The organism is Clostridium sp. K04 (assembly GCF_019734375.1).
Lineage (GTDB): Bacteria > Bacillota > Clostridia > Clostridiales > Clostridiaceae > Clostridium > Clostridium saudiense.
Map to the genome: position 1 here is coordinate 51,817 of NZ_JAASHD010000016.1, position 23,407 is coordinate 75,223.

The following is a 23,407-nucleotide window of genomic DNA, read 5'->3' on the forward strand; positions in this document are numbered from 1 at the left end:
TATATTCCTCCTAAAGCCAGTTATTATTAATTAATACTTCGGCAATTTGTACAGCATTTAATGCTGCTCCTTTTCTTATGTTATCTGCAACAACCCATAAATTCAATCCATTATCTATACTAAAATCACGTCTTATTCTACCAACGTAAACATCATCTTTTCCTGAGACTTCTAACGGTGTTGGATATTTAAGTTCGCTAACATTATCATAAACTGTTAATCCAGGTGTATTTTCAAATAATGTAAATATATCTTCTATTTCAAATGGATTATTTAATTCAACATTAATGCTTTCACTATGGCTATTTAAAACAGGGACTCTTACAGTTGTAGCAGTTATTCTTAAATTTTCATCGTGTAAAATCTTTCTTGTTTCGTTAATCATTTTTTCTTCTTCTTTAGTATAACCGTTATCTAAAAATACGTCTATGTGAGGAAGACAGTTACCAGCTATTGGGTATGGGAATTTTTTAGGAGCAACTCCATTTAAACCATCTTCTAAATCAGCTATACCTTGCATTCCTGCCCCTGAAACAGCTTGGTATGTTGAATACACAACTCTTTTTATTCCATACTTATCTAATAAAGCTTTTAATGGTACCATTGCTTGAATTGTAGAACAATTTGGGTTAGCAATAATTCCATTATGATTTTTTAAATCCTCAGGGTTAACTTCAGGAACAACTAAAGGAACGTTTTTATCCATTCTCCAAGCACTTGAGTTATCTATAACAACTGCTCCATATGATGAGAAAATAGGAGCAAATTTTAAACTTGTATCTCCACCTGCTGAAAATAATGCAATGTCTATTTTCTTATTTTTGATATTTTCTTCACAAGTATTTTCTACTATATATTTTTGACCTTTAAATTCTAAATAAGATCCTGCTGATCTTTGAGAAGCAAAAAGATATAGATTTTTAATAGGGAAATTTCTTTCCTCTAATATTTCTAAAAATTTTCTACCTACATTACCAGTACTACCAACAATTGCAACATTGTACATTTTGGTTCCCCCTTTTTTACTCTTAATATTTGCATATATAAATTTAATAATAGAAAATATTCTGTCCAAATTTAGGAAGATTAAATTTACTATTAAAAAAACCTTGAGTTATCACTCAAGGTATACTGTACATATAAATACAAAAAATCCTTAAATGATAGCTCACCACATAAAAATGTGACAGAAATATGCATATTATACATACCCCCAGTTATATAGCTGTAAAGCTTAGGCTATATACTTCGGCGATAAATCCTTTCCTATTATTTTAACACGCTTAAATCCATAATAATACTCTTAAGTACCGCACCTCTATCTATTTATAAACTTATATGATTTAGATTATACCTTTTATATACAAAACTTTCAAGGAATATTTAGTAATTTATTCATATATACTTAATTTTATTATATGAATGTATTACAAAATTGTAACAGCGTATTTTGTATAAATATAAAAGATATAGGAGAAAATATTTTTATAAATTTTATATAGGGGGAATTTTCATGAGTAAAACACCATTAAAGAAGATAATAAAGTCAAAAATTAAGACTAATAAAGAACTTACACCACAAGAAAAAATGCGTGAAAAGATAAAATATGAAATCGCAGAAGAATTAGGCTTAAGTGAAAAAGTAGATGAGTGTGGATGGGGAGGATTAACTGCTGAAGAAACAGGTAGAATAGGTGGAATTATGACAAAAAGAAAAAAAGAATTAAAGTTACCAACTAATGATCAGATTTTAGGAAGAAAATAATGGATTGACTTAATATTTAGTATCATAGTAATATAAAACATAGAAATTTATTTTTTTGTATTATAATTTACATTATTATAAGATTTTCTCACAATTTAATGAAGTGAGGGGGGATATTATGGCTTATGGAGAATTTGCAAAGATATATGATGAATTAATAAATGAAGATATAAATTATGATGAAATGGTAGATTGTATATTAAGAATTTGTAATGAAAATAATATAGAATTTAATGATTATTTAGATATAGCATGTGGTACAGGTAATGTTACAGTAAGAATAGCAAAACATTTTAAAAATATTTACGGAGTAGATTTATCTGAAGATATGCTTAGAGAGGCTTTTGATAAGTTAAAAAGTGAACGTATTAAAGGTAAGATAATCTGTCAAGACATGACCGAGCTTTCTTTAAATAGAAAGTTTGATTTAATTACTTCGGTATTAGATTCTACAAATTATGTAACAGATATAGAGGGTTTAAAAAACTATTTTAAAGGTGTATATGAACATTTAAAAGATGACGGATTATTTATATTTGATGTTAATTCGTATTATAAATTATCAGAGATACTAGGTAATAATATTTATACATATAGTGAGGAAGATGTTTTTTATACTTGGGAAAATGTTTTTGAAGATGACTTATTATCTATGTTTTTAACTTTCTTTGTTAAAAAGGGAGAATTATATGAAAGATTTGAAGAAGAACATCTTGAAAGGGCTTATAAAGAGTCTCAGTTAGAAAGTATCTTAGAAGAGTTAGATTTTAAGCTTATTAATAAATTTGATGGATATTCTAATGATAATGTACAAGCAAATAGTGAGAGAATAGTATATGTTGTAAAGAAAATTCAATAGTTGGAGGTCAAATATGAGCGATAAAATAATTAGAGCAGTAGCTAAAGATGGAATGGTAAGAATAATTGCAGGAACAACTACTAATTTAGTAGAAGATGCAAGAGTTATACATGAATGTACGCCAGTAGCTTCAGCAGCATTAGGGAGAATGTTAACAGCAGGGGCCTTATTAGGAGCTACATTAAAGTCTGAAAATGAAGTAATGACTTTAAGAATAAATGGTGGCGGAGATGCGGAAGGAGTAGTTGTAACTGCTTATGAAGGTGCTAAAGTAAAGGGGTATATTGGAAATCCTTATGGTGATTTACCGTTAAATGCAAATGGAAAGCTTGATGTTGGTGGATATGTAGGTAAAAATGGAACACTTATGGTTATTAAAGATTTAGGCATGAAAGATCCATATGTTGGTCAAGTACCAATACATTCTGGTGAAATTGCTGAAGATTTAGCATATTATTTCACTGTTTCTGAACAAACACCATCAGCTGTTTCATTAGGAGTTTTAGTAGATAAGGATTATTCTATTAAGGTAGCTGGTGGATTCATAATTCAAATGTTACCAGGAGCAGATGAATTTTTAGCTGATATAATAACTTATAGATTAGAGGAAATTCCTTCTTTAACAACAATGTTAGATGAAGGAAAGAGCATGGATGATATACTAGAGTATATTTTCGGAGACATGGACTTAAAAATACTTGAAGAAGTGACTCCAGAATTTTACTGTAACTGCTCAAGAGAAAAGGTAGAAAAAGCTTTAATTTCTATTGGAGAAAAAGATTTAAGAGAAATATATGAAGATGGAAAAAATGAAGAATTAAAATGTCATTTCTGCAATAAGACATATGTATTTACTAAAGAAGAAATAGGAGAACTATTATCAAAAATTAGTAAATAGTTAAAAAATAAAACCAAGTATTTTAATACTTGGTTTTATTTTTTTAATTAAAGAGTTATAGCTTATGGTTATTTATGATTATATAGTTAAAAAGGCGCCACCCAGATTTGAACTGGGGAATAAAGGTTTTGCAGACCTCTGCCTTACCACTTGGCTATAGCGCCAAATTACTTATAATTAAATATATGCAAATTTATATAAAATATTCATAAAATAAAATTAATTAGCATTTATAAAATATAAATAATAATCAACAATTTAATGATACAGACGTATTATATAAGAGATTATAAAACTAATAAACTTCCCCTATCGAAAAGTTTACTATTTCTTAGATATAATGGCTTTATATCATATTTATATAGAAACTCTTTAACCATCGTTCCAAAAGCATAGTGTTCTAATGAGCCAAAGAAGGCCATGCAATCATCTGAAATCATACCTCCAACACCACCGATAAATCCATAGTTTAACCCAGGAAGTTCAATATCTCCAAATGGAATCAGCAATACATCAAAGTTTTCTTTAACTAAAGCTTTATGTATTCCAGCATCATTAGTTATGATGGCATCTTCCCTTATAGGCAATATGGAGCATTTAGAATATCCTTGTTTAATATTTATATGCTTTTTGTTCTTACAATAGTTTAAGAGTTCTTTATCGCTGTACTTTAAGTTATGAATTAAATAATTTTCAGTAATATAGGCATTTAGCAATACGTTATTTGGATATTTTTCATGTAACGAAGAAAAGCTATTTATGTATTTAATACCTTTTTCATCTAATAATTTTTTAAAGTCATTATTAATATCTTTATTTATAATTATGGTCTTATTTTTTTTGCTTAAAATATTTAATTGTATATCAACATGACCGTCAATAGCTGAATAAAGATTATTAGCACGAGGAACTTTAATTACATCATAATTCATATTTTTTAGTGAATTAATTTCATCTAATGAGGTTCTATAATCAACAAAACTTATCATTATTTTTCTCCTTGATATAAATGTATTTATTATAAGATATAAAATATTCATAAAAAAATCAATATTTTATAATAAGTGTACACTCAACTTAGTATATAGAAAAAAATTTAATACATACTAATATTAAGAAAGGAGTGAAATCCATGCTTGTGATGAAGATAGTGCATAATGATGAAATAGATTTAGTCCACGAATTACAAGAGTTAAGAGAAATACTAAAAAAGAAAAATATAACTATAGGTCTTGTGGAAAGTGGAGAGGGAAGTTCGCATTTGATAAAAGTTATGTGCAATGAAGAGTGTTATAATGAGAAAATAAAAAGAATGATATATTTATATATAAGTAATATTTTATATAATATAGTAATTGAAAAATATAGAGAAAAAGAACTTTTTAATTTTTTGACAGAAACCTATTTCTTCTTAAAGCAAGAAGAAATATTAGAAGTTGAAGAAATGATTATGAAGGTTTTGAGAAGCGAAGAAAATTTAAAAGATGAAAAAATGATTTTCTGTATTAGCAAAATAAATTCAATAATTGAAAAGATTAAAACTTGTCTTGAAGAAAATGAAGAAATTAACATTAAAGGATTTATTACATTTAGAATGAAAGAATTGAGAGAGGATATAGAAGAAATTATAGACAAAGTAGTTGAGGAGTACATGGTAGAAAAGGAATATAAAGAGTTTGTAAAATTATTAAAATACTTTGTCGATATACAGGAAAGTAAAATAGAAAAAATCAACATTTATATCCACGAAGGTGGAGGATATGAATTAAAAGATGGATATGGTAATGACATTTTTAATGAATTTATGAAAGAATTATCAGAGTGCAAAATTGATACTGAAGCTAAAATAGAAGATATTATTATTAGTGGTTTAATAACTAATGCACCAAAGCAAGTAATTATACATCATAAAGAAAATTGCTTAAATGCAGAATTTATAGAAACAATAGTAAATGTATTCGGTGATAGAGTTTTTTATTGTACAGGATGTACAAATTGTAAAACATCAAAATTAAAAGTATAAAAGTAAAAAGTATAAAATTGAAAATTTAGGGTTGTATTATTTTATAAACAACCCTTTTATCATTTAAAAATAAATTTAATAAAAAAGAAAATATATAGCTTAATAAATTTAATGTTATTTAAATTTATTATTTATTTAACATAAGATAATTTAAGTAATAACTAAATATTTTATAAATACTATAAGCAGATTATTGAGAAAATCTTAAATACTATAAAATTTACCGTGGAATTACTATGAAAAGTTAATTAAAGATGGTAAAATACATGGTGAACTTTTAAATAATAAAAAGAAAAAAATAGAACAAAATAATATTATGATTCTTATCATTAGGAGGTGAAGTAATGAAATGGAATTTTAAAAGTAATATAAAATTAAAAGGAGTGCAAATATTAGCTTTAGGCTTTATAATAGTAATTTTAGTGGGAGCAATTTTACTTACTCTTCCCATTTCTAGTGTTAGCGGAGAAAGTACAGATTTTTTAGATGCATTATTCACTTCAACATCAGCAGTATGTGTTACTGGATTAGTTGTAGTGGATACAGGAAGCTATTGGAGTATGTTTGGACAAACGGTAATTATGATTCTTATAGAGATTGGTGGACTTGGATTCATGTCTTTTACTACTTTAATTGCAATTCTTTTAGGGAAAAAAATTACTTTGAGAGAAAGGCTAATTCTACAAGATGCTATGAATACCTTTAATATTCAAGGACTAGTAAAAATGGTTAGATATGTTTTAGTATTTACTATTTCAGTACAATTCTTTGGTGCATTATTATTATCAACTCAATTTGTACCTCAATTTGGCCCAGGAAAAGGGGTTTTTTATAGTATTTTTCATTCGATTTCAGCTTTTTGTAATGCTGGATTTGATGTTTTGGGAAAAGGAAATAGCTTAATGTCTTTCAATAATAATATAGTAATAATGATGGTTATTTCTATATTAATAATTATAGGTGGATTAGGTTTTACTGTTTGGAGTGAGCTATATACTTGTAAAAGTATAAAACGTGTTTCAATTCATTCAAAAATGGTTATTTTAATGACTACTGTATTAGTTTTAGGTGGAGCAATATTAATGTTTTTATTTGAACATAATAATTCAAACACTATTGCAGATATGTCATTTATTGATAAATTAATGAATTCCTTATTTGCTTCTATTACACCGAGAACAGCTGGATTTAACAGTATTTCTACAGAAGGAATGAGCACAGCTGGACAGTTTTTAACTATAATTTTAATGTTTATTGGTGGTTCGCCTGGTTCTACTGCAGGTGGTGTAAAAACTACTACAATAGGAGTTTTAATTGTAACTGTAATTTCAGTAATAAAAGGAAGAGAAGATTCTGAAGTATTTCAAAGAAGATTTAGTAAAGATTTAGTATATAAAGCATTTACATTATTATTTGTTGCATTTACTTTAGTTATTGTTGTCACTATGCTATTATCATATACAGAAAAAGGTGCAAGCTTTATAGCATTATTTTATGAAACAGTTTCAGCAATGGGAACAGCAGGTTTAACTTTAGGTTTGACACCAGAATTAAGTAGTGTAGGAAGAGTTCTAATAATAATGATGATGTATTTAGGAAGAGTGGGTCCTTTAACAGTTGTATTATCTATAACAAAGAAAAAGGTAAACTCTGGTATTAAATATCCAGAAGGAAAAATTTTAATAGGTTAGGGGAATAAAGATGGCAAATACTAAACAATTTGTAGTTATAGGATTAGGTAGATTTGGAGAATCAGTTGCTAAAACTTTATATTCACTAGGACATGATGTTTTAGCAATTGATATGGATGAAGATTCAGTACAAGAAATATCAGATAGTGTTACACATGCAGTACAAATGGATGCAACTGATGAAAATGCATTAAGAACATTAGGATTAAGAAACTTTGATGTTGCTGTAGTAACTATTGGATCAAATATTCAAGCTAGCGTAATGATTACTTTATTAGTTAAGGAACTGGGTGTAAAATATATAATTGCAAAAGGTCAAAGTGACTTACATGCAAAAGTATTATATAAAATTGGAGCTGATAGAGTAGTATTACCTGAAAAAGATATGGGAGTAAGAGTTGCTCATAACTTAGTATCAGCAAGTATTTTAGATTTTATAGAATTATCTCCAGATTATAGTATTATGGAATTAAGAGTACTAAATGAATGGGATGGTAAAACTTTAAAAGAGTTAAAACTTAGAAGTAGCTATGGAATAAATATTATGGCTATAAAGAAAGGTGAAAATATTGATATTTCACCAAAAGCAGAAGAGGTATTATCATCTGATGATATTATAGTAGCAATAGGATCAGCGGATGATTTAAGCAATTTAGAAGATATGTTAGTAAAGAGAAAATAAGAGGTGTAATGTTGGTAGTTATTGAAAGTAAAGACAATGCATTATTTAAGAATACAAGAAAGTTAAAAGAAAGGAAATATAGAACTAAAGAAAATAAATATATAATAGAGGGATTTAGATTAGTTCAAGAAGCATTTAAAGCTAAATGTAGTATTGAGTATTTAATTGTAAATGAACATGGTAAAGATAAAATAAATGATTATTTACAAGAATATGTGGATAATATTAAGATATATGAATTAAAAAATGAATTATTTACACAATTAGTTTCTACAGAAAATACTCAGGGAATTATAGCAGTAGTAAATATAAATAATTCTATTAAAGATATAAAGGGTGATTTTTATTTATTATGTGATAAGGTTCAAGACCCAGGAAATTTAGGAACTATTATTAGAACAGCGCATGCTGCAGGAGTTAATGCAATAATATTAACAAAAGGGACTGTAGATATATATAACGATAAGACAATAAGATCTACTATGGGTTCGATATTTTATGTACCTATTATTTACGATAATGATTTAAGCTTTTTAAAGAATCTTAAAGATGAAGGTTTTAGTTTAGTGGCAACATCACTAGAAGAATCAAAAAACTTTTTTGATGAAGATTTAAGTGGAAAAGTAATTTTATCAGTTGGAAATGAAGGTAACGGGATAAGTGATGAAATATTTGACTTGGCTGATAAAAAAGTTAAGATTCCAATGCCTGGTGGAGCAGAATCTTTAAATGTAGGAGTTGCAACTTCAATTATTTTATTCGAAAAAGTAAGACAAAAACTTTGTAAAAATTAATTTAAAACTGGGTATTGAAAAAAATCTTGGTTATTTGTATAATAAATTGTAAATAAATATTTAAAGACTGTGAATGAGAAAGTAAATTTGAGAAAGTGTTCAGGGAGAAAAGATCATAGACTGCAAGTCTTTTTACATGGACTCTTATTGAAGTTCCCTCAGGAGTCCTAACTGTGAAGTAATAGTAGTAGTTAGCGGTTGAAGCCGTTATTTAATTAAGATGGATATGAAATTATTTTTCATATCAATTAGGGTGGTAACGCGGATATTCCGTCCCTTTGTGGGGCAGGGTATCCTTTTTTTATGGGAAAATTTATAAAAGTATTTAAGTTTTTATAAATAAATGAAGATATTAAAAATAAATACGCCCATTAAAATTTTATTAAAGTAAGAAGGGAGAACAAACAATGCAAGAAAAATTATTAGCAATTAAAGAAGCTGCTTTTAATGAAATATCTGCTGCTGAAAATAGCGGAGCATTAGAAGAAATAAGAGTTAAATACCTTGGTAAAAAAGGTGAGCTTACTACAATATTAAGAGGTATGGGTTCATTAACACCAGAAGAAAGACCAATAGTTGGTAAATTAGTTAATGAGGCTAAAAGTGAAGTTGAAGCAAAATTAGAAGAGGTTGGAACTGCAATCAAAACTAAAGAAAAAAATGCTAAACTTGCAAGTGAAGTAATTGATATATCTCTTCCAGGGAAGAAGCAAGTTATAGGAAAGAGACATCCTCTTGATTTAACATTAGAAAGAATGAAAGAAATATTTATTTCAATGGGATTCAGTATAGAAGATGGTCCAGAAGTTGAGCTTGATCATTATAATTTTGAAGCTTTAAACATACCAAAGGATCATCCAGCAAGAAGTGAACAAGATACTTTCTATATTAATGATAATATAGTTTTAAGAACTCAAACTTCACCAATTCAAATTAGAACAATGGAAAATCAAGAGCCACCTATAAAGATGATATCTCCAGGGAAGGTATATAGATCAGATGCTGTAGATGCTACACATTCACCAATATTCTACCAAATGGAAGGTTTAGTAATTGATAAGGGAGTTACTTTTGCAGATTTAAAAGGAACTTTAGAGTTATTTGCTAAAAAGATGTTTGGGGATAAGGTTGTAACTAAGTTTAGACCACATCACTTCCCATTTACTGAACCATCAGCTGAAATGGATGCAACTTGTTTCGTTTGTGAAGGAAAAGGATGTAGAGTTTGTAAAGGAAGCGGATGGATTGAAATTTTAGGTTGTGGAATGGTTCACCCTAACGTTTTAAGAAACTGTGGAATTGATCCTGAAGTATATAGTGGATTTGCTTTTGGATTTGGTGTAGATAGAATGGTTATGCTTAAGTATGGAATTGATGATATAAGAGCATTATACGAAAGTGATATGAGATTTTTAAATCAATTTTAATTAGGAGGTAAAGTAATATGAAAGTACCATATAATTGGTTAAAGGACTACGCTGAAGTTAACGTAGATCCACATACATTAGGAGATAAATTAACTCTTTCAGGCTCAGCTTTAGAAGAGGTTATAATACAAGGGGATAACATAAAAAATGTTGTTACAGGTAAAATTACAAAAATAGAAAAGCACCCAGATGCTGATAGATTAAATATTTGTCAAGTTAATATAGGAGCAGATGAGGAAATACAAATAGTTACAGCTGCTACTAATATGAAGGAGCAAGACATAGTACCAGTTGCTCTACATAAGTCAATTTTAGCTGATGGAACTGAAATTAAAAAAGGTAAAATGAGAGGGGTAGTATCTAACGGTATGTTCTGTTCTGAAGAAGAACTTGGAATAGCTGGAGATGAACCGGTTCATGGATTAATGATTTTACCTGCTGATGCTCCATTAGGAATGGATATAAAAGAATACTTAGGGTTAAATAAGGCTATATTAGATTTTGAAATAACTTCTAATAGACCAGATTGCTTAAGTATGATTGGTATGGCAAGAGAAACTGCTGCAACTTTAAGAACATCGTATAAAATGCCAAACTTTAATTATGAAGCTAAATGTTCAGCTAATATTAATGATGAACTAAAAGTAGAAGTTAGAGATGAATTATGTAGAAGATACATGGCTAAAGGTGTAAAAAATGTTAAAGTTGAACCATCACCAGGATGGATGCAAGAAAGACTTTTAGAAGCAGGTGTTAGACCTATAAACAATATAGTTGATATAACTAACTTTGTTATGTTAGAGCTAGGTCAACCAATGCATGCATTTGATGCAAGACAAATAGAAAGTAAAACAATAGTTGTTGAAAGAGCTTTAGACGGAGAAAAGTTTACAACATTAGATGAAATAGAAAGAGAATTAGATTCAAGTATCTTAATGATTAAAGATGGTTCTAAGTCTGTGGCTGTAGCTGGAATAATGGGTGGATTAAATTCAGAAATTCAAGATGATACTACAGAAGTAATATTTGAATCTGCAAACTTTGAAGGAACTAACATAAGAGTTAGCTCTAAAAAGTTAAATTTAAGATCAGAAAGTTCTTCAAGATTTGATAAAGATATAGATCCAAATTTAGCTAAACTTGCAATAGATAGAGCATGTGCCTTAATTTGTGAATTAGGCTGTGGTGAAGTTATGGAAGGAACTATTGACGTTTATAATAATGTTAAGGAAGAAGGTTCTATAACTGTAGATTCTAATTGGATAAACAAATTCCTAGGAACAGAAATTTCTAAAGAAGAAATGAAAGAAGCTTTAGATTCTTTAGATTTAAAGACGGAATTAAATGGTGATGATTTAGTAATAACTATTCCAACATTTAGAATAGATATTGCTATAAAAGAAGACATTGCTGAAGAAGTTGCAAGAATTTATGGATATGATAAGATTCCTACAACTATATTTAAAGTTTCAACTGAAAGAGAACCAAAGCATAAAAATGAATTATTAAATGATAAGGTAATTGAAATAATGGTTGGTAGTGGTATCAATCAATCTATTAGTTATTCATTTGTATCTCCTAAGGTATTTGATAAAGTAAATATACCTGCAGATAGTGAATTAAGAAATGTAGTTAAAATCAAGAATCCATTAGGTGAAGATTATAGTGTTATGAGAACAACTACTTTACCTTCAATTATGGAATCTTTAGGAAGAAACTATTCAAGAAACAATGACTATGTAAGATTATTTGAAATTGGAAGAACTTATATTCCAAATGAAGATGAAACTAAATTACCAACTGAAAAGAATATTTTAACTATTGGTATTTATGGTAATTGTGATTATTTAGATCTTAAGGGAATAGTTGAAAATGTAGTTGATAGATTAGGAATAGCTAAGGCTAAATATGTTAGAGAAAGCGAAAACCCAAGCTATCATCCAGGTAAAACAGCTGCACTTATGGTAAGAAATAAAAAAGCAGGTGTATTTGGAGAAGTTCATCCAGATGTAATTGAAAACTATGGAATAGATGTTGATTGTTATGTTGCAGAGCTTGATTTAGATGCTTTATTTGAAGCTTCAAATATGAATAAATCATATAAGGCACTTCCAAAATTCCCAGCAGTTACAAGAGATATAGCTTTATTATGTGATGATTCTATATTAGTTGCTGAAATAGAAGAAACTATAAGAAAAGCTGGTGGAAACTTAGTAGAAAAAGTTCAATTATTCGATATCTATAAGGGAGCACAAATTCCAGAAGGTAAAAAATCAATAGCTTATGCAATTGCATATAGAGATGAAAAGAAAACTTTAGAGGATAAAGATATAGCTAAAGTTCATGATAAAATTCTTAAAGCATTAGAGCATAAATTAGGTGCTGTTTTAAGATAATTATTAAAGTATAAAAAGGAAGCTGAATTTTCAGCTTCCTTTAAATTATTATTAATGATTTTTTTAATAGATATAGAGGATAATATGAAAGTTTTGACTTTCTTAATCCAGGACAACCACAATCTTCTTCCCTATTAATATATTTCGTATTTTTAAAATTCTTATTTATAAATTCTCTGTTTATAAATGCATATATGCCTTTATAATTTATATCACAACGTTCAATGTGGATGATGGCTGTATCATTTAATATTTCACCAATTGAAAATCCAACAAGATTATTATTTACATAAACTGCAATACTTTTTAAATTTAAATAGTTTAGGTTATGAAGTAAATTAGTTATTTCTACTGTTTCACAACGTAATTCTTCACAAAGCTTATATTTGTTTTCATGCCACTTTTCTATTAAAGCTAAACAATCTTGAATGATTTTTTCATCATCTATCGATTTTATAATATAATTATAAGATTTTATAAATGAATTATAGTGATTTTTCTTTTGATGATACTTTTTCCCAGACAAATTTAACAATTCATCAGTTGAATATACATATTCAAAGTTGTCTCTGTTTTGGATTGTTTTGAAAGGAAAACTTGTATATTTTTTTAGGACATTAATAAAATTATCTTCAATATCCCCAAATAGATAAATAGTGTCGGTTGGGCTTAAGCTTTTTAAAGTTAATATTAAGTCTTCTAATTTATTTTTATCATAGCCAATAGGCATCATAAAAAAAGTTCCATCTTCTGTTTCCTTTTTTATTATTAAGCAATCATTTATGATAGAATATTGTGTTTTGCAAAAATCTTTCCATAAATAAAGTGTTACAAAAGAATATTCATAAGATTTATTATCTATTTTGCACAAATATTTCTCAAATAAATCTTTATCTTCTAAATTTATGCTTTTAAAGTTTTCCAATTTACCATCTCCTCTTAATAAGGAAGAAAATAGTATATATATTATTTTATTTTTGTAATTAAAAGATGTGTATGTTAATACTTGATTAACAAAATTTTAGGAATTTAATTTGGCTATAAGAATATAATTCAATGAATAATAAATTTATATAAAGGGTTAGGTAGAAGATGAAGTTACAAAATTTGATTTTAAACTTGTCAAAAGATGATATATTAAAGTTAATATCACTTCAAGATAAAACTATAGTTAAATCATTAGAATTAGGTGATCAAATAAAGATAAGTGGAATTTATAAGTTAATGGGATTAAATGTTGATTTCAATGGAATTATGAGTATTAGCAGTTTTAAAAATAATGTCATATATATTACCATTAATGAATTTAAAATTTCTAATAAAACATCAAGTAATCCATTAGTTAAAGGTTCGATTGCATTACTAACAAAATCTATAAATGATATTGAAGGAATGACTTTAAAAAATAAAGTGCTTACAATTGATATAGAAAAAATAGTACAAGCTTATTGTACAGATACTTATGGAATAAAACTTGATAAATTAGATATAAATACTTTAAATACTAAAAATGGATCATTAGAGTTTGGAATAAATGTTTTAGATTTAAATTTAAAGAATTTGAGCGTACCTAAATAATTAGTAAGATAGGATTATATTTTTTATTAGAATTACTAAATGTTAATGATAATGAGAAATATAATCTTTTTTTATTAACAATAAGGTTTATAATATCTTTATGAATAGTAAAACATATGTTATTATTACCATGTAAACAATTTAATTATAAGGTTAAGGAAAAATTTATGAGAATGAATGAATTATTGAATGAAAATCCTATTATAGCAGCAGTTAAGGATTTTGATTCACTTCAAGAGGCATTAGAATCAAATATAAATATAATATTTATATTATTTGGAGATATATTATCAGTAAGTGAAATAAGTAAAAAAATTAGAGATAAAAATAAAATTGGTATTTTACATATTGATTTAGTTGAAGGACTTTCTAGTAAGGAAGTTTCAATTAAGTTTATAAAAAATAATACTTATTTTAATGGAATAATAAGTACAAAAGCAAATGTAATTAAATCTGCAAAGCTACATGGCTTGATTGCAATTCAAAGGTTTTTTATTTTTGATACAATTTCACTTAATAATAGCAAAAGTCATATTATTTCGGAATGTGATGCTATTGAAATATTACCAGGTGTTATACCAAAGGTAATAAAGAAAATAGAAAATTGTACTAATAAACCTATTGTTGTTGGAGGGCTAATTGATAATAAAGAAGATGTTATATCAGCACTAAGTGCAGGTGCAACAAGTGTATCAAGTAGCAAGAATAGTATTTGGAAAGTTTAATTAAGTAATATAGGAGTGATTAATTATGAAGAAATATATATTGTCATTAGACCAAGGAACTACTAGTTCTAGGGCAATTATATTTGATAGGGAACAAAATATTTATGGAGTTGCACAAAAAGAATTTAATCAAATATATCCAAAAGAAGGATGGGTTGAACATAATCCTATGGAAATATGGTCATCTCAATATTGTGTTCTTCAAGAAGTTTTAGCTAAGACTAATATAGAACCTGAAGAAATAGCGGCTATAGGAATTACAAATCAAAGGGAAACAACTATTGTATGGGATAAAGTAACTGGAGAGCCAATTTATAATGCAATTGTTTGGCAATGTAGGAGAACAGCTGATATATGTGAAGAATTAAAAAAAGAAGGTTTTGATAAATATATTAAAGAAAATACAGGATTATTAATTGATGCCTATTTTTCAGGTACAAAAATAAAATGGATATTAGATAATGTTAAATATGCAAGAAAGAAAGCTGAATCAGGGAGATTGATTTTTGGTACTGTAGATTCTTGGTTACTTTGGAAGCTTACTAATGGTAAGATTCATGCAACTGATTATACAAATGCATCAAGAACTATGTTATTTAATATTAAGACATTACAGTGGGATAAAAATATTTTAAATAAATTAAATATACCATTATCTATGATGCCAGAAGTTAAAAACTCATCAGAAATTTATGGATACGCCAACTTAGGTGGAAAAGGAAATGTTCAGGTTCCAATAGCTGGGATTGCTGGGGATCAGCAAGCAGCACTTTTTGGGCAAGCAGCATTTAATAAAGGTGATGCAAAAAACACATATGGAACTGGTTGTTTCTTATTAATGAATACAGGTGAGAAATTAATAGAAAGCAAGCATGGATTAATTACAACAATAGCTATAGGATTAAATGGAAAGATACAATATGCATTAGAGGGATCTGTTTTTATGGGTGGTGCAATAATTCAATGGTTAAGAGATGAAATGGAATTAATTACAGATGCAAAGGATTCAGAGTATTTTGCTCAAAAGGTCAAAGATAATGGTGGCGTTTATATTGTTCCAGCTTTTGTAGGGCTAGGTGCACCGTATTGGGATATGTATGCAAGAGGTTCTATTTTTGGATTAACTAGAGGGGCAAATAAAAATCATATTATAAGAGCAGCTTTAGAAGCAATTGCATATCAAGTTAGAGATTTATTAGATGCTATGGAAGAGGACACTGGATATAAAATAAATGTGTTAAAGGTTGATGGAGGTGCTAGTAAAAATAAATTTTTAATGCAATTTCAGTCTGATATATCAAATATTAAGGTTTGTAAGCCGATAATTACAGAAACAACAGCTTTAGGTGCAGCTTATTTAGCTGGACTTGCAGTTGGATATTTTGAAAGTACTGAGGAAATAGCACAAGGATGGTATGCTAGTGAATCGTATAATCCTAAATTAGCTGAAGAAAAAAAAGAAAAATTATATAGTGGATGGAAAAAGTCAGTCAAAAGGTCTATGAATTGGGAAGAGTAATTTGCAAAATATGGTAGTTGTGTTATAATGTATATATATTAAATATGGGTGTATGAGAAATAGAGTCAAGCACAAAAACAGAGGATTAATTTCCTTGTTTTTGGCTTGGCTTTTTTTAGTAGTGTAATAAGAATGAAATATAAAAATGAACTCATATTATAATGTATAAAAATTACTTTTCAAAGTAAAAAAATAAGAGGTGAAGTTTATGTATGATGTTGCAATAATAGGTGCAGGAGTAATTGGTGCATCTATATTTAGAGAATTAACGAAATATAATTTGAATGTCATTGTAATTGAAAAAGAAAATGATGTTTCAATGGGGACATCAAAAGCAAATTCTGCAATTGTTCATGCTGGGTATGATCCCAAAGAAGGAACATTAATGGCTAAGTATAATGTAAAAGGAAATAAAATGTTTGACAAAATTTGCAAAGAATTGCATGTGCCATTTAAGAGAAATGGTTCACTAGTATTAGCTTTTAATAATGATGATTTAATAACAATAAACACCCTCTTCAAAAATGGAGAAAAAAATGGAGTAAAGGGATTAAAAATATTAAATAAAGAAGAAACACTAAAAATGGAACCCAATATTAATAGTGAGGTTAAAGGTGCTTTGTTTGCACCAACTGGTGGAATAATAGGACCATTTGAATATACGATAGCATTAATGGAAAATGCTGTTCAAAATGGTGGTGAAGTTATCTTAAACAGTGAAGTTGTTTCAATAACTAAGAATGGAGTATTTATTATCAAAACTAAAGATAATAAGGAATATAAAAGTAAATATGTTATTAATGCTGCAGGAGTATATGCTGATAAAATTCATAATATGATTTGTAAGGAAAAATTCAAAATTAAACCAAGGAAAGGTGAATATTATGTAATGGATAAGGACGTAGGTAATTTTGTAAATCATACAGTATTTCCTTGTCCATCAAAGTTAGGAAAAGGTATTCTCATAACACCAACTGTTCATGGTAATTTGTTAATTGGACCTAATGCTAGTGATATTAATGATAAGGAATCATTAAAAACTACAAATGAAGGATTAGAAAATATAAGGGAAAATGCAACACATACATGCTCGAAGTTAGACTTTAGAAAGTGTATAAGAACTTTTGCAGGACTTAGGGCAGTAAGTGATAAAGATGATTTCATTATAGGCGAAGATAAAGAGGTAAGAGGATTTATTGATGTTGCTGGTATAAAATCACCGGGTTTAACTTCAGCACCAGCTATTGCAGAAGATATGATTAACATATTAGCAGATGCAGGATTGAAACTTAATAAAAAAGATAATTTTAATAGAAATAGGGAAATAATAAATTTTATGGAATTATCAGTTGATAAAAAGAAAGAATTAATTCAAAAGGATAGTAGGTATGGAAGAATAATTTGTAGATGCGAAGGTATTACAGAAGGTGAAATTGTAGATGCAATTAACAGATCATTTGGAAGTATTACTTTAGATGGGGTTAAAAGAAGATGTAGACCTGGAATGGGGAGATGTCAGGGTGGTTTTTGTGGACCAAGAGTTCAAGAAATTATAGCTAAAGAGCTAAAGTTAAAAATGGAAGATATATTACTAGAAAAAGATGGTTCAACTATATTATTTGGTAGAACAAAGTAGGGGGATATATAATGTGTTATGATTTGATTGTAATAGGTGGGGGACCTGCAGGATTAGCCTCAGCTTATGAAGCTAAAAAGCAAGGAGTAGAAAAAATATTAATAATAGAAAGAGATAAAGAATTAGGTGGAATTTTAAATCAATGTATTCACAATGGCTTTGGGCTACATACATTTAAAGAAGAATTAACAGGACCTGAATATGCTGAAAGATTTATTGATATGATTAATGCTACAGATATTGAAGTAAAATTAGATACTATGGTTTTAGAAATAGATAATGAAAAAAATGTACATGTTGTAAATACTATTGATGGATATATGATACTTAAGGCTAAATCAATAATATTATCAATGGGATGTAGAGAAAGAACTAGAGGAGCAATTGCAATTCCAGGAGATAGACCATCAGGAGTACTAACAGCAGGGGCTGCTCAAAGGTATATAAACATGGAAGGATATATGCCGGGTAAAGAAGTTTTGATTTTAGGTTCAGGTGATATAGGACTTATAATGGCAAGGAGAATGACATTAGAAGGAGCAAAGGTAAAAGGGGTTATTGAATTAATGCCATATTCTAATGGATTGAATAGAAATATAGTTCAATGTTTAAATGATTATAATATACCATTATATTTGTCACATACTGTAACAGATATCATAGGAAGAGATAGATTGGAAAAAGTTATAATAGCTAAAGTTGATAAAAAAGGAAAAATTATAAAAGGGACTGAAATTGAATTTGATGTAGATACTTTATTATTATCTGTTGGATTAATTCCAGAAAACGAACTTTCTACAAAAGCTGGCATAGATAAAGATATAAGAACAAATGGTTTAATTGTAAGCGAAAGTATGGAAACTTCAATAAGGGGTGTTTTTGCATGTGGTAATGTTCTTCATGTACATGATTTAGTTGATTTTGTTACAGAAGAAGCTAAGAGAGCTGGAAGAAGTGTTGCTAAATATTTAAGAAATGAATTAGATTATTCTAATTATTTGCATGTTAAAAATGGAAAAAGTATAAAATATGTCATTCCTCAAAAGATAAATATTCAAGCAATAGAAGATAATCTTACAATGTTAATGAGAGTAGATAATATTTATCATAATAAAAAGATAGTTGTAAAATGTGATAAAACTGCAATTGCACAATTTAATAGAAAACATTTAGCACCTTCAGAAATGGAAAAAGTAATTATAAGTAAATCAATTATAGAAAAAGTAAAAGGAGATTTAGTAGTTTCTTTAGAGGATGGTGAATAAAATGAATAAAGAATTAATATGTATATGTTGTCCTATGGGATGTCATTTAAGTGTTGATATTGAAAATAAAAAAGTCAATGGAAATACTTGCAAAAGGGGAGAAGTATATGGATTAAATGAGGTTATTAATCCAGTCAGAGTTATTACTTCTACAGTAAAAATTAAAGGAGCAGCTTTTACAGTATTACCAGTAAAAACTAAGAGTGGAATACCAAAGAAATTAAACTTTGAAGTTATGAAGGTAATTAATAGCATTACTGTTAAGGCTCCCATTAAGTGTGGAGATATTATTATAAAAAATATACTAAATACCGGAATTGATTTAGTTGCAACAAGGAGTATGGAAAAAGTAAATAGTTAAATGTAGAATTCACAAATAGAAATAAGAGTTTTTATTTGTGAATTTTTATTAAGTTAGTTAGTAATTATTATATGTTAAATATGTCTAATATAATATATAATAATTATTATGTTGGATAGATGAGGAGAGAATTTTATGCCAAAGTTAATTAAGATACAAAATCCAAAGTTCATAGATGAAGTAGAGGAAATTATAGATTTAAGAGAAGAGTTTATTTATAATGAAAAAATTCAAAATAAGCTTATAGAAAATACTGATATTGAAAGTAAAAATGATGTAGGAATAACTGTAGATAGTTGTATTTTTAATAACATTACTTTTATAGATTGCAGTTTTGAAAGAGTTGATATAATAGATACAGTATTTAAAAATTGTGACTTATCTAATGTTTCATTTGTTGGAGGAAGTATACATAGAACACAGTTCATAAATTGTAAGCTTGTTGGAGCTAGATTTGATGAATGTAATTTAAAAAATGTTTTATTTGAAAATATCTTAGGAAAATACTCTAACTTTTCGTTTAGTAAAATAAATAATGTCAACTTTATAGAAAGTAATATGACAGAAGCTGTATTACAAGATGTTAAATTTGATAAAACAGTATTTGAAAACTGTGATTTAACTAATGGATTTTTTAATAATACATTTTTAGGAAAAATGGACTTAACTACATGTGAGATTTCAGGAATTGATGTAAATATACCTAATGTATATGGAGCAACTGTTACAACAATGCAAGCTTTAGACTTAAGCAGATTATTGGGATTAAATATAAAATAGATTTTAATGTGAATTATATTAAAATACTTTAAAGTAGCTAGTTTAAATTTAAAGCTTTAATTTAATTAAGTTAACTTAGGAAAATTCCTTTTATACGCACTAATTAAAGCTAAGTAAGATACTTCATTATTGAGTTTATGAGATTATTTTTTTAGTATAGTTTATTTTTATAATAATTATTGGAGTAAATGGAGAAAATACAACATATATAGATATGAAGTGGATGTGAAATATATGAAATTTTTAAAATTTATGCTGATATTTATTCCAATTAGCATTATAGGTAAGTTTATGCACTTTTCATCAGCAGTGATGTTTATCTTAGCAGCTCTTTCTATTATTCCTCTAGCTGGATTAATGGGAGAAGGAACAGAGGAAATTTCTTTTTACTCTGGCCCTAAAATAGGAGGATTTTTAAATGCTACCTTTGGTAATGCTACAGAATTAATAATTTCTTTTTTTGCTCTAAAGCAGGGATTATTTGAAGTCGTGAAGTCTTCAATATCTGGATCAATTATAGGAAATATCCTATTAGTATTAGGAGCAAGTATGTTATGTGGAGGAATAAAACATAAAACTCAAAAGTTTAATAAAAATGTAGTTGATGTTACTTCTAGCATGCTTTTGTTTGCAGTTATTGGACTATGTATACCTGCTGTATTTACACATACTTTTTCTAATGATTTATTAAATACAAAGTATGAAGGATTAAGTTTAGCAGTTTCTATTATAATGTTTATATTATATATTTTTAGCTTAATTTTTTCCTTTTTTACTCATAAAGAACTTTATGCAGTTAAATACGAAAATGAAGATGAAAAGGCAAAATGGTCTTTAACAAAAGCAATTGTAATTTTAGTAGTATCAACTATATTTATTGCTATAGAAAGTGAATTTTTAGTAGATGGAGTAGAAGGAATCACAACAAAGCTTGGTTTAAGTGAAACTTTTGTTGGAATAATTTTAATACCAATTATAGGTAATGCAGCTGAGCATACTACAGCAATTTCTATGGCACTAAAAAATAAAATGGATGTGGCAATAGAAATAGCAATAGGTTCAAGTTTGCAAATAATATTATTTGTTGCTCCTATTCTTGTATTTTTAAGTTTATTATTTACACCTATGACTATAATATTTAATCAATTTGAATTAATAGCATTAATTGTAACGGTATTAATAGCTAATAAAGTTGCTGGAGATGGAGAGTCAAATTGGCTAGAAGGAGCTCAATTAGTTGCAGTATACTTAATTATAGCAGCAGGGTTCTTTATATTATAATGTGTATACTGCAATTAAAAATGAAATTATAAAAAAATATTAAACTAAAAATGGAAATGAGCACTTAAATTTCATAGGATTATATATTTAAATGTGAAGAAAATAATATTGTAGTATTTATTAATATTACAAATCATATTTTTATATTGGAGGATAAAACTATGAGTGAAAAGCATGATTGCTGTTGTAGTAGTCAACAAGAAAAAGAAAAAAAGGCAAATAACTGTGGATGTAAGCATAGAAAAAGTAATAAGGCTCAAAATATAAAAGAAAATTATTAAAATAAAAAATAGCTAGTATATTTAAAATATATACTGGCTATTTTTCTTTATATAAGTATAAATAGTACTGGTAAAATACTATTATATGAATTAAAATAACTATATATTATACATAATAAGGTGAGATGTAAATGGAAGAATTAAAGAAAACATTAGATGAAGTATTTGAAAAAGAAGTTATAAAAATAGTAATAAGTAATAAAGTGAAAAAGGATGAAAAATATAACAAAGTTAATATAAGTTTAAAAGAGAATAATAAGAATAAATTTTATCAAATAGAGAAATTTACGGATAAACAAGTATTTCATGAAAATATAAAAATTGATGAAATAAATGAAAAAGTATATGAAATAATAGACGGTAAATATAAACAAATGACAGCTTGGTCTAGCAGTGAAACTTTCGATTTAAAGATATCTAAAAAGGGAAAGATATTTTTAGGTAAAAAGAAAAATGATAATTCTAAAATTATTACAAAAGGACATAACAAGGAAAAGAATTATATATTAAAAGAAGGTATGATTATTGAACCACTTATAGATTTAGGGGTATTTACTAAAGAAGGTAAAGTAGTTAATTCTAAGTATGATAAATATAAACAAATTAATAGATTTATTGAAATAATTGATGATGAAATTAAAAAAAATGATTATAAAGAATTAACAATTTTAGATTTTGGATGTGGTAAATCTTATTTAACTTTTGTATTGTATTATTATTTTGTGAAAATTAAAAATATAAATGTTAAGATGATTGGATTAGATTTAAAAGAAGATGTAATTAAAAAATGCAATGAAATAGCTAAGAGATATAATTATGATAACTTACATTTTGAATTAGGAGATATTAACGGATTTAAATATAATAATAAGGTTGATATGGTTATTACTTTACATGCTTGTGATACTGCAACTGATTATGCGTTGTATAATGCAATAAAATGGAATAGTAAAATGATATTTTCAGTTCCATGCTGTCAGCATGAGTTTAATGCACAAATGAAAGCAGAGGAACTTTCAATATTAACTAAATATGGAATAGTTCAAGAAAGAGTTGCCGCATTAATGACAGATAGCGTAAGAGCGAATTTATTAGAGTGCGCCGGGTATAAAACACAGCTTTTAGAATTTATTGATATTGCACATTCTCCTAAAAATATATTAATAAGAGCATCTAAAGCTAATATATCTAAAGAGAAAAAAGAAAAATCATTAGTTGAAGTTCAAAACTTAATGAATACATTTAGTTTTGAACCAACATTATATAATTTATTAAGTAATGATAATTTAATTTAGTTTTTTATGAAAGCAGTAAATGTAGTATAAATTTACTGCTTTTTTCATATTCAAATTACTAAGGTAAGATTGATAAATAGAATCTGTTAAGCTGATATGAAAAAATAGCTTGATTTTTCATAGAATTGCTCGCTCTTTGAAAATTATATAA

At 27.2% G+C, this 23,407-nt stretch carries 21 protein-coding genes, 1 tRNA gene, 1 riboswitch and 1 other annotated feature; of the genes, 18 read left to right on the plus strand and 4 right to left on the minus strand.

Annotated elements, in window-relative coordinates; genetic code table 11:
- Nucleotides 1-10: 10 nt before the first annotated feature.
- A complete protein-coding gene (locus HCG70_RS08420; RefSeq protein ID WP_042401281.1) occupies nt 11-1,006 on the minus strand; it encodes an aspartate-semialdehyde dehydrogenase in 996 nt (331 codons plus the stop codon).
- A gap of 150 nt (nt 1,007-1,156) precedes the next feature.
- Nucleotides 1,157-1,329, minus strand: a riboswitch (Lysine riboswitch).
- A 184-nt stretch (nt 1,330-1,513) separates the two neighbouring features.
- On the opposite strand from HCG70_RS08420, the gene HCG70_RS08425 reads away from it, so the two are divergent.
- The 3 genes from HCG70_RS08425 to hslO all read left to right on the plus strand — a co-directional run bounded on the left by HCG70_RS08425 (nt 1,514) and on the right by hslO (nt 3,522).
- Complete coding sequence (locus tag HCG70_RS08425) at nt 1,514-1,765, plus strand: small, acid-soluble spore protein, alpha/beta type (protein ID WP_042401284.1); 252 nt, start codon at nt 1,514-1,516, stop codon at nt 1,763-1,765.
- A gap of 118 nt (nt 1,766-1,883) precedes the next feature.
- Nucleotides 1,884-2,624 (plus strand): class I SAM-dependent methyltransferase, encoded by a 741-nt coding sequence (locus HCG70_RS08430; protein ID WP_042401287.1) that lies wholly within the window; start codon nt 1,884-1,886, stop codon nt 2,622-2,624.
- A gap of 13 nt (nt 2,625-2,637) precedes the next feature.
- Entirely contained in the window at nt 2,638-3,522 is an 885-nt protein-coding gene (gene hslO, locus HCG70_RS08435; RefSeq protein WP_042401290.1) for an Hsp33 family molecular chaperone HslO, read from the plus strand.
- A gap of 92 nt (nt 3,523-3,614) precedes the next feature.
- Here hslO and HCG70_RS08440 read toward each other — a convergent pair.
- A tRNA-Cys gene (locus HCG70_RS08440) sits at nt 3,615-3,686 on the minus strand.
- A 123-nt stretch (nt 3,687-3,809) separates the two neighbouring features.
- Nucleotides 3,810-4,511, minus strand: coding sequence for a DUF6873 family GME fold protein (locus HCG70_RS08445; RefSeq protein ID WP_042401293.1), 702 nt, complete (start codon nt 4,509-4,511; stop codon nt 3,810-3,812).
- 143 nt (nt 4,512-4,654) lie between these two features.
- Between HCG70_RS08445 and ytxC the strand changes: the two genes are divergently transcribed.
- From ytxC to pheT, 6 genes are all read left to right on the plus strand, one after another.
- Nucleotides 4,655-5,545, plus strand: a complete 891-nt coding sequence (ytxC, locus tag HCG70_RS08450) for a putative sporulation protein YtxC (protein ID WP_042401296.1) — start codon at nt 4,655-4,657, stop codon at nt 5,543-5,545.
- A gap of 344 nt (nt 5,546-5,889) precedes the next feature.
- Nucleotides 5,890-7,236, plus strand: a complete 1,347-nt coding sequence (locus HCG70_RS08455) for a TrkH family potassium uptake protein (RefSeq protein ID WP_042401299.1) — start codon at nt 5,890-5,892, stop codon at nt 7,234-7,236.
- A gap of 10 nt (nt 7,237-7,246) precedes the next feature.
- Entirely contained in the window at nt 7,247-7,918 is a 672-nt protein-coding gene (locus tag HCG70_RS08460) for a TrkA family potassium uptake protein (protein WP_042401302.1), read from the plus strand.
- Nucleotides 7,919-7,929: 11 nt separating this feature from the next.
- On the plus strand, nt 7,930-8,712 hold the full coding sequence (locus HCG70_RS08465) for an RNA methyltransferase (protein WP_042401306.1): 783 nt from the start codon (nt 7,930-7,932) through the stop codon (nt 8,710-8,712).
- A gap of 60 nt (nt 8,713-8,772) precedes the next feature.
- Nucleotides 8,773-8,993 (plus strand) — a binding site (T-box leader).
- Between the two features lie 126 nt (nt 8,994-9,119).
- Nucleotides 9,120-10,139 (plus strand): phenylalanine--tRNA ligase subunit alpha, encoded by a 1,020-nt coding sequence (gene pheS, locus HCG70_RS08470; RefSeq protein WP_042401310.1) that lies wholly within the window; start codon nt 9,120-9,122, stop codon nt 10,137-10,139.
- A 17-nt stretch (nt 10,140-10,156) separates the two neighbouring features.
- Nucleotides 10,157-12,535, plus strand: a complete 2,379-nt coding sequence (gene pheT, locus HCG70_RS08475; RefSeq protein WP_221697685.1) for a phenylalanine--tRNA ligase subunit beta — start codon at nt 10,157-10,159, stop codon at nt 12,533-12,535.
- A 40-nt stretch (nt 12,536-12,575) separates the two neighbouring features.
- Here the strand turns inward: pheT and HCG70_RS08480 are convergent, their stop codons facing one another.
- A complete protein-coding gene (locus HCG70_RS08480) occupies nt 12,576-13,460 on the minus strand; it encodes a DUF2156 domain-containing protein (protein ID WP_042401317.1) in 885 nt (294 codons plus the stop codon).
- Nucleotides 13,461-13,627: 167 nt separating this feature from the next.
- On the opposite strand from HCG70_RS08480, the gene HCG70_RS08485 reads away from it, so the two are divergent.
- The 9 genes from HCG70_RS08485 to HCG70_RS08525 all read left to right on the plus strand — a co-directional run bounded on the left by HCG70_RS08485 (nt 13,628) and on the right by HCG70_RS08525 (nt 23,256).
- Complete coding sequence (locus tag HCG70_RS08485) at nt 13,628-14,113, plus strand: hypothetical protein (RefSeq protein WP_042401318.1); 486 nt, start codon at nt 13,628-13,630, stop codon at nt 14,111-14,113.
- Nucleotides 14,114-14,280: 167 nt separating this feature from the next.
- Nucleotides 14,281-14,838, plus strand: coding sequence for a glycerol-3-phosphate responsive antiterminator (locus tag HCG70_RS08490; protein ID WP_042401321.1), 558 nt, complete (start codon nt 14,281-14,283; stop codon nt 14,836-14,838).
- 25 nt (nt 14,839-14,863) lie between these two features.
- The gene (glpK, locus tag HCG70_RS08495) at nt 14,864-16,357 is read left to right on the plus strand and encodes a glycerol kinase GlpK (RefSeq protein ID WP_221697686.1); all 1,494 of its coding nucleotides are present in this window, start codon (nt 14,864-14,866) and stop codon (nt 16,355-16,357) included.
- 208 nt (nt 16,358-16,565) lie between these two features.
- Complete coding sequence (locus HCG70_RS08500; protein WP_042401326.1) at nt 16,566-17,993, plus strand: NAD(P)/FAD-dependent oxidoreductase; 1,428 nt, start codon at nt 16,566-16,568, stop codon at nt 17,991-17,993.
- Nucleotides 17,994-18,004: 11 nt separating this feature from the next.
- Nucleotides 18,005-19,258, plus strand: coding sequence for an NAD(P)/FAD-dependent oxidoreductase (locus HCG70_RS08505; protein WP_042401330.1), 1,254 nt, complete (start codon nt 18,005-18,007; stop codon nt 19,256-19,258).
- Between the two features lies 1 nt (nt 19,259).
- A complete protein-coding gene (locus HCG70_RS08510; protein ID WP_042401334.1) occupies nt 19,260-19,619 on the plus strand; it encodes a DUF1667 domain-containing protein in 360 nt (119 codons plus the stop codon).
- A 135-nt stretch (nt 19,620-19,754) separates the two neighbouring features.
- Nucleotides 19,755-20,399, plus strand: a complete 645-nt coding sequence (locus tag HCG70_RS08515) for a pentapeptide repeat-containing protein (RefSeq protein ID WP_042401338.1) — start codon at nt 19,755-19,757, stop codon at nt 20,397-20,399.
- Between the two features lie 234 nt (nt 20,400-20,633).
- Complete coding sequence (gene cax / locus HCG70_RS08520; protein WP_042401340.1) at nt 20,634-21,680, plus strand: calcium/proton exchanger; 1,047 nt, start codon at nt 20,634-20,636, stop codon at nt 21,678-21,680.
- Nucleotides 21,681-22,092: 412 nt separating this feature from the next.
- Nucleotides 22,093-23,256, plus strand: coding sequence for an SAM-dependent methyltransferase (locus tag HCG70_RS08525; protein ID WP_055277533.1), 1,164 nt, complete (start codon nt 22,093-22,095; stop codon nt 23,254-23,256).
- The last annotated feature ends 151 nt before the right edge of the window (nt 23,257-23,407 follow it).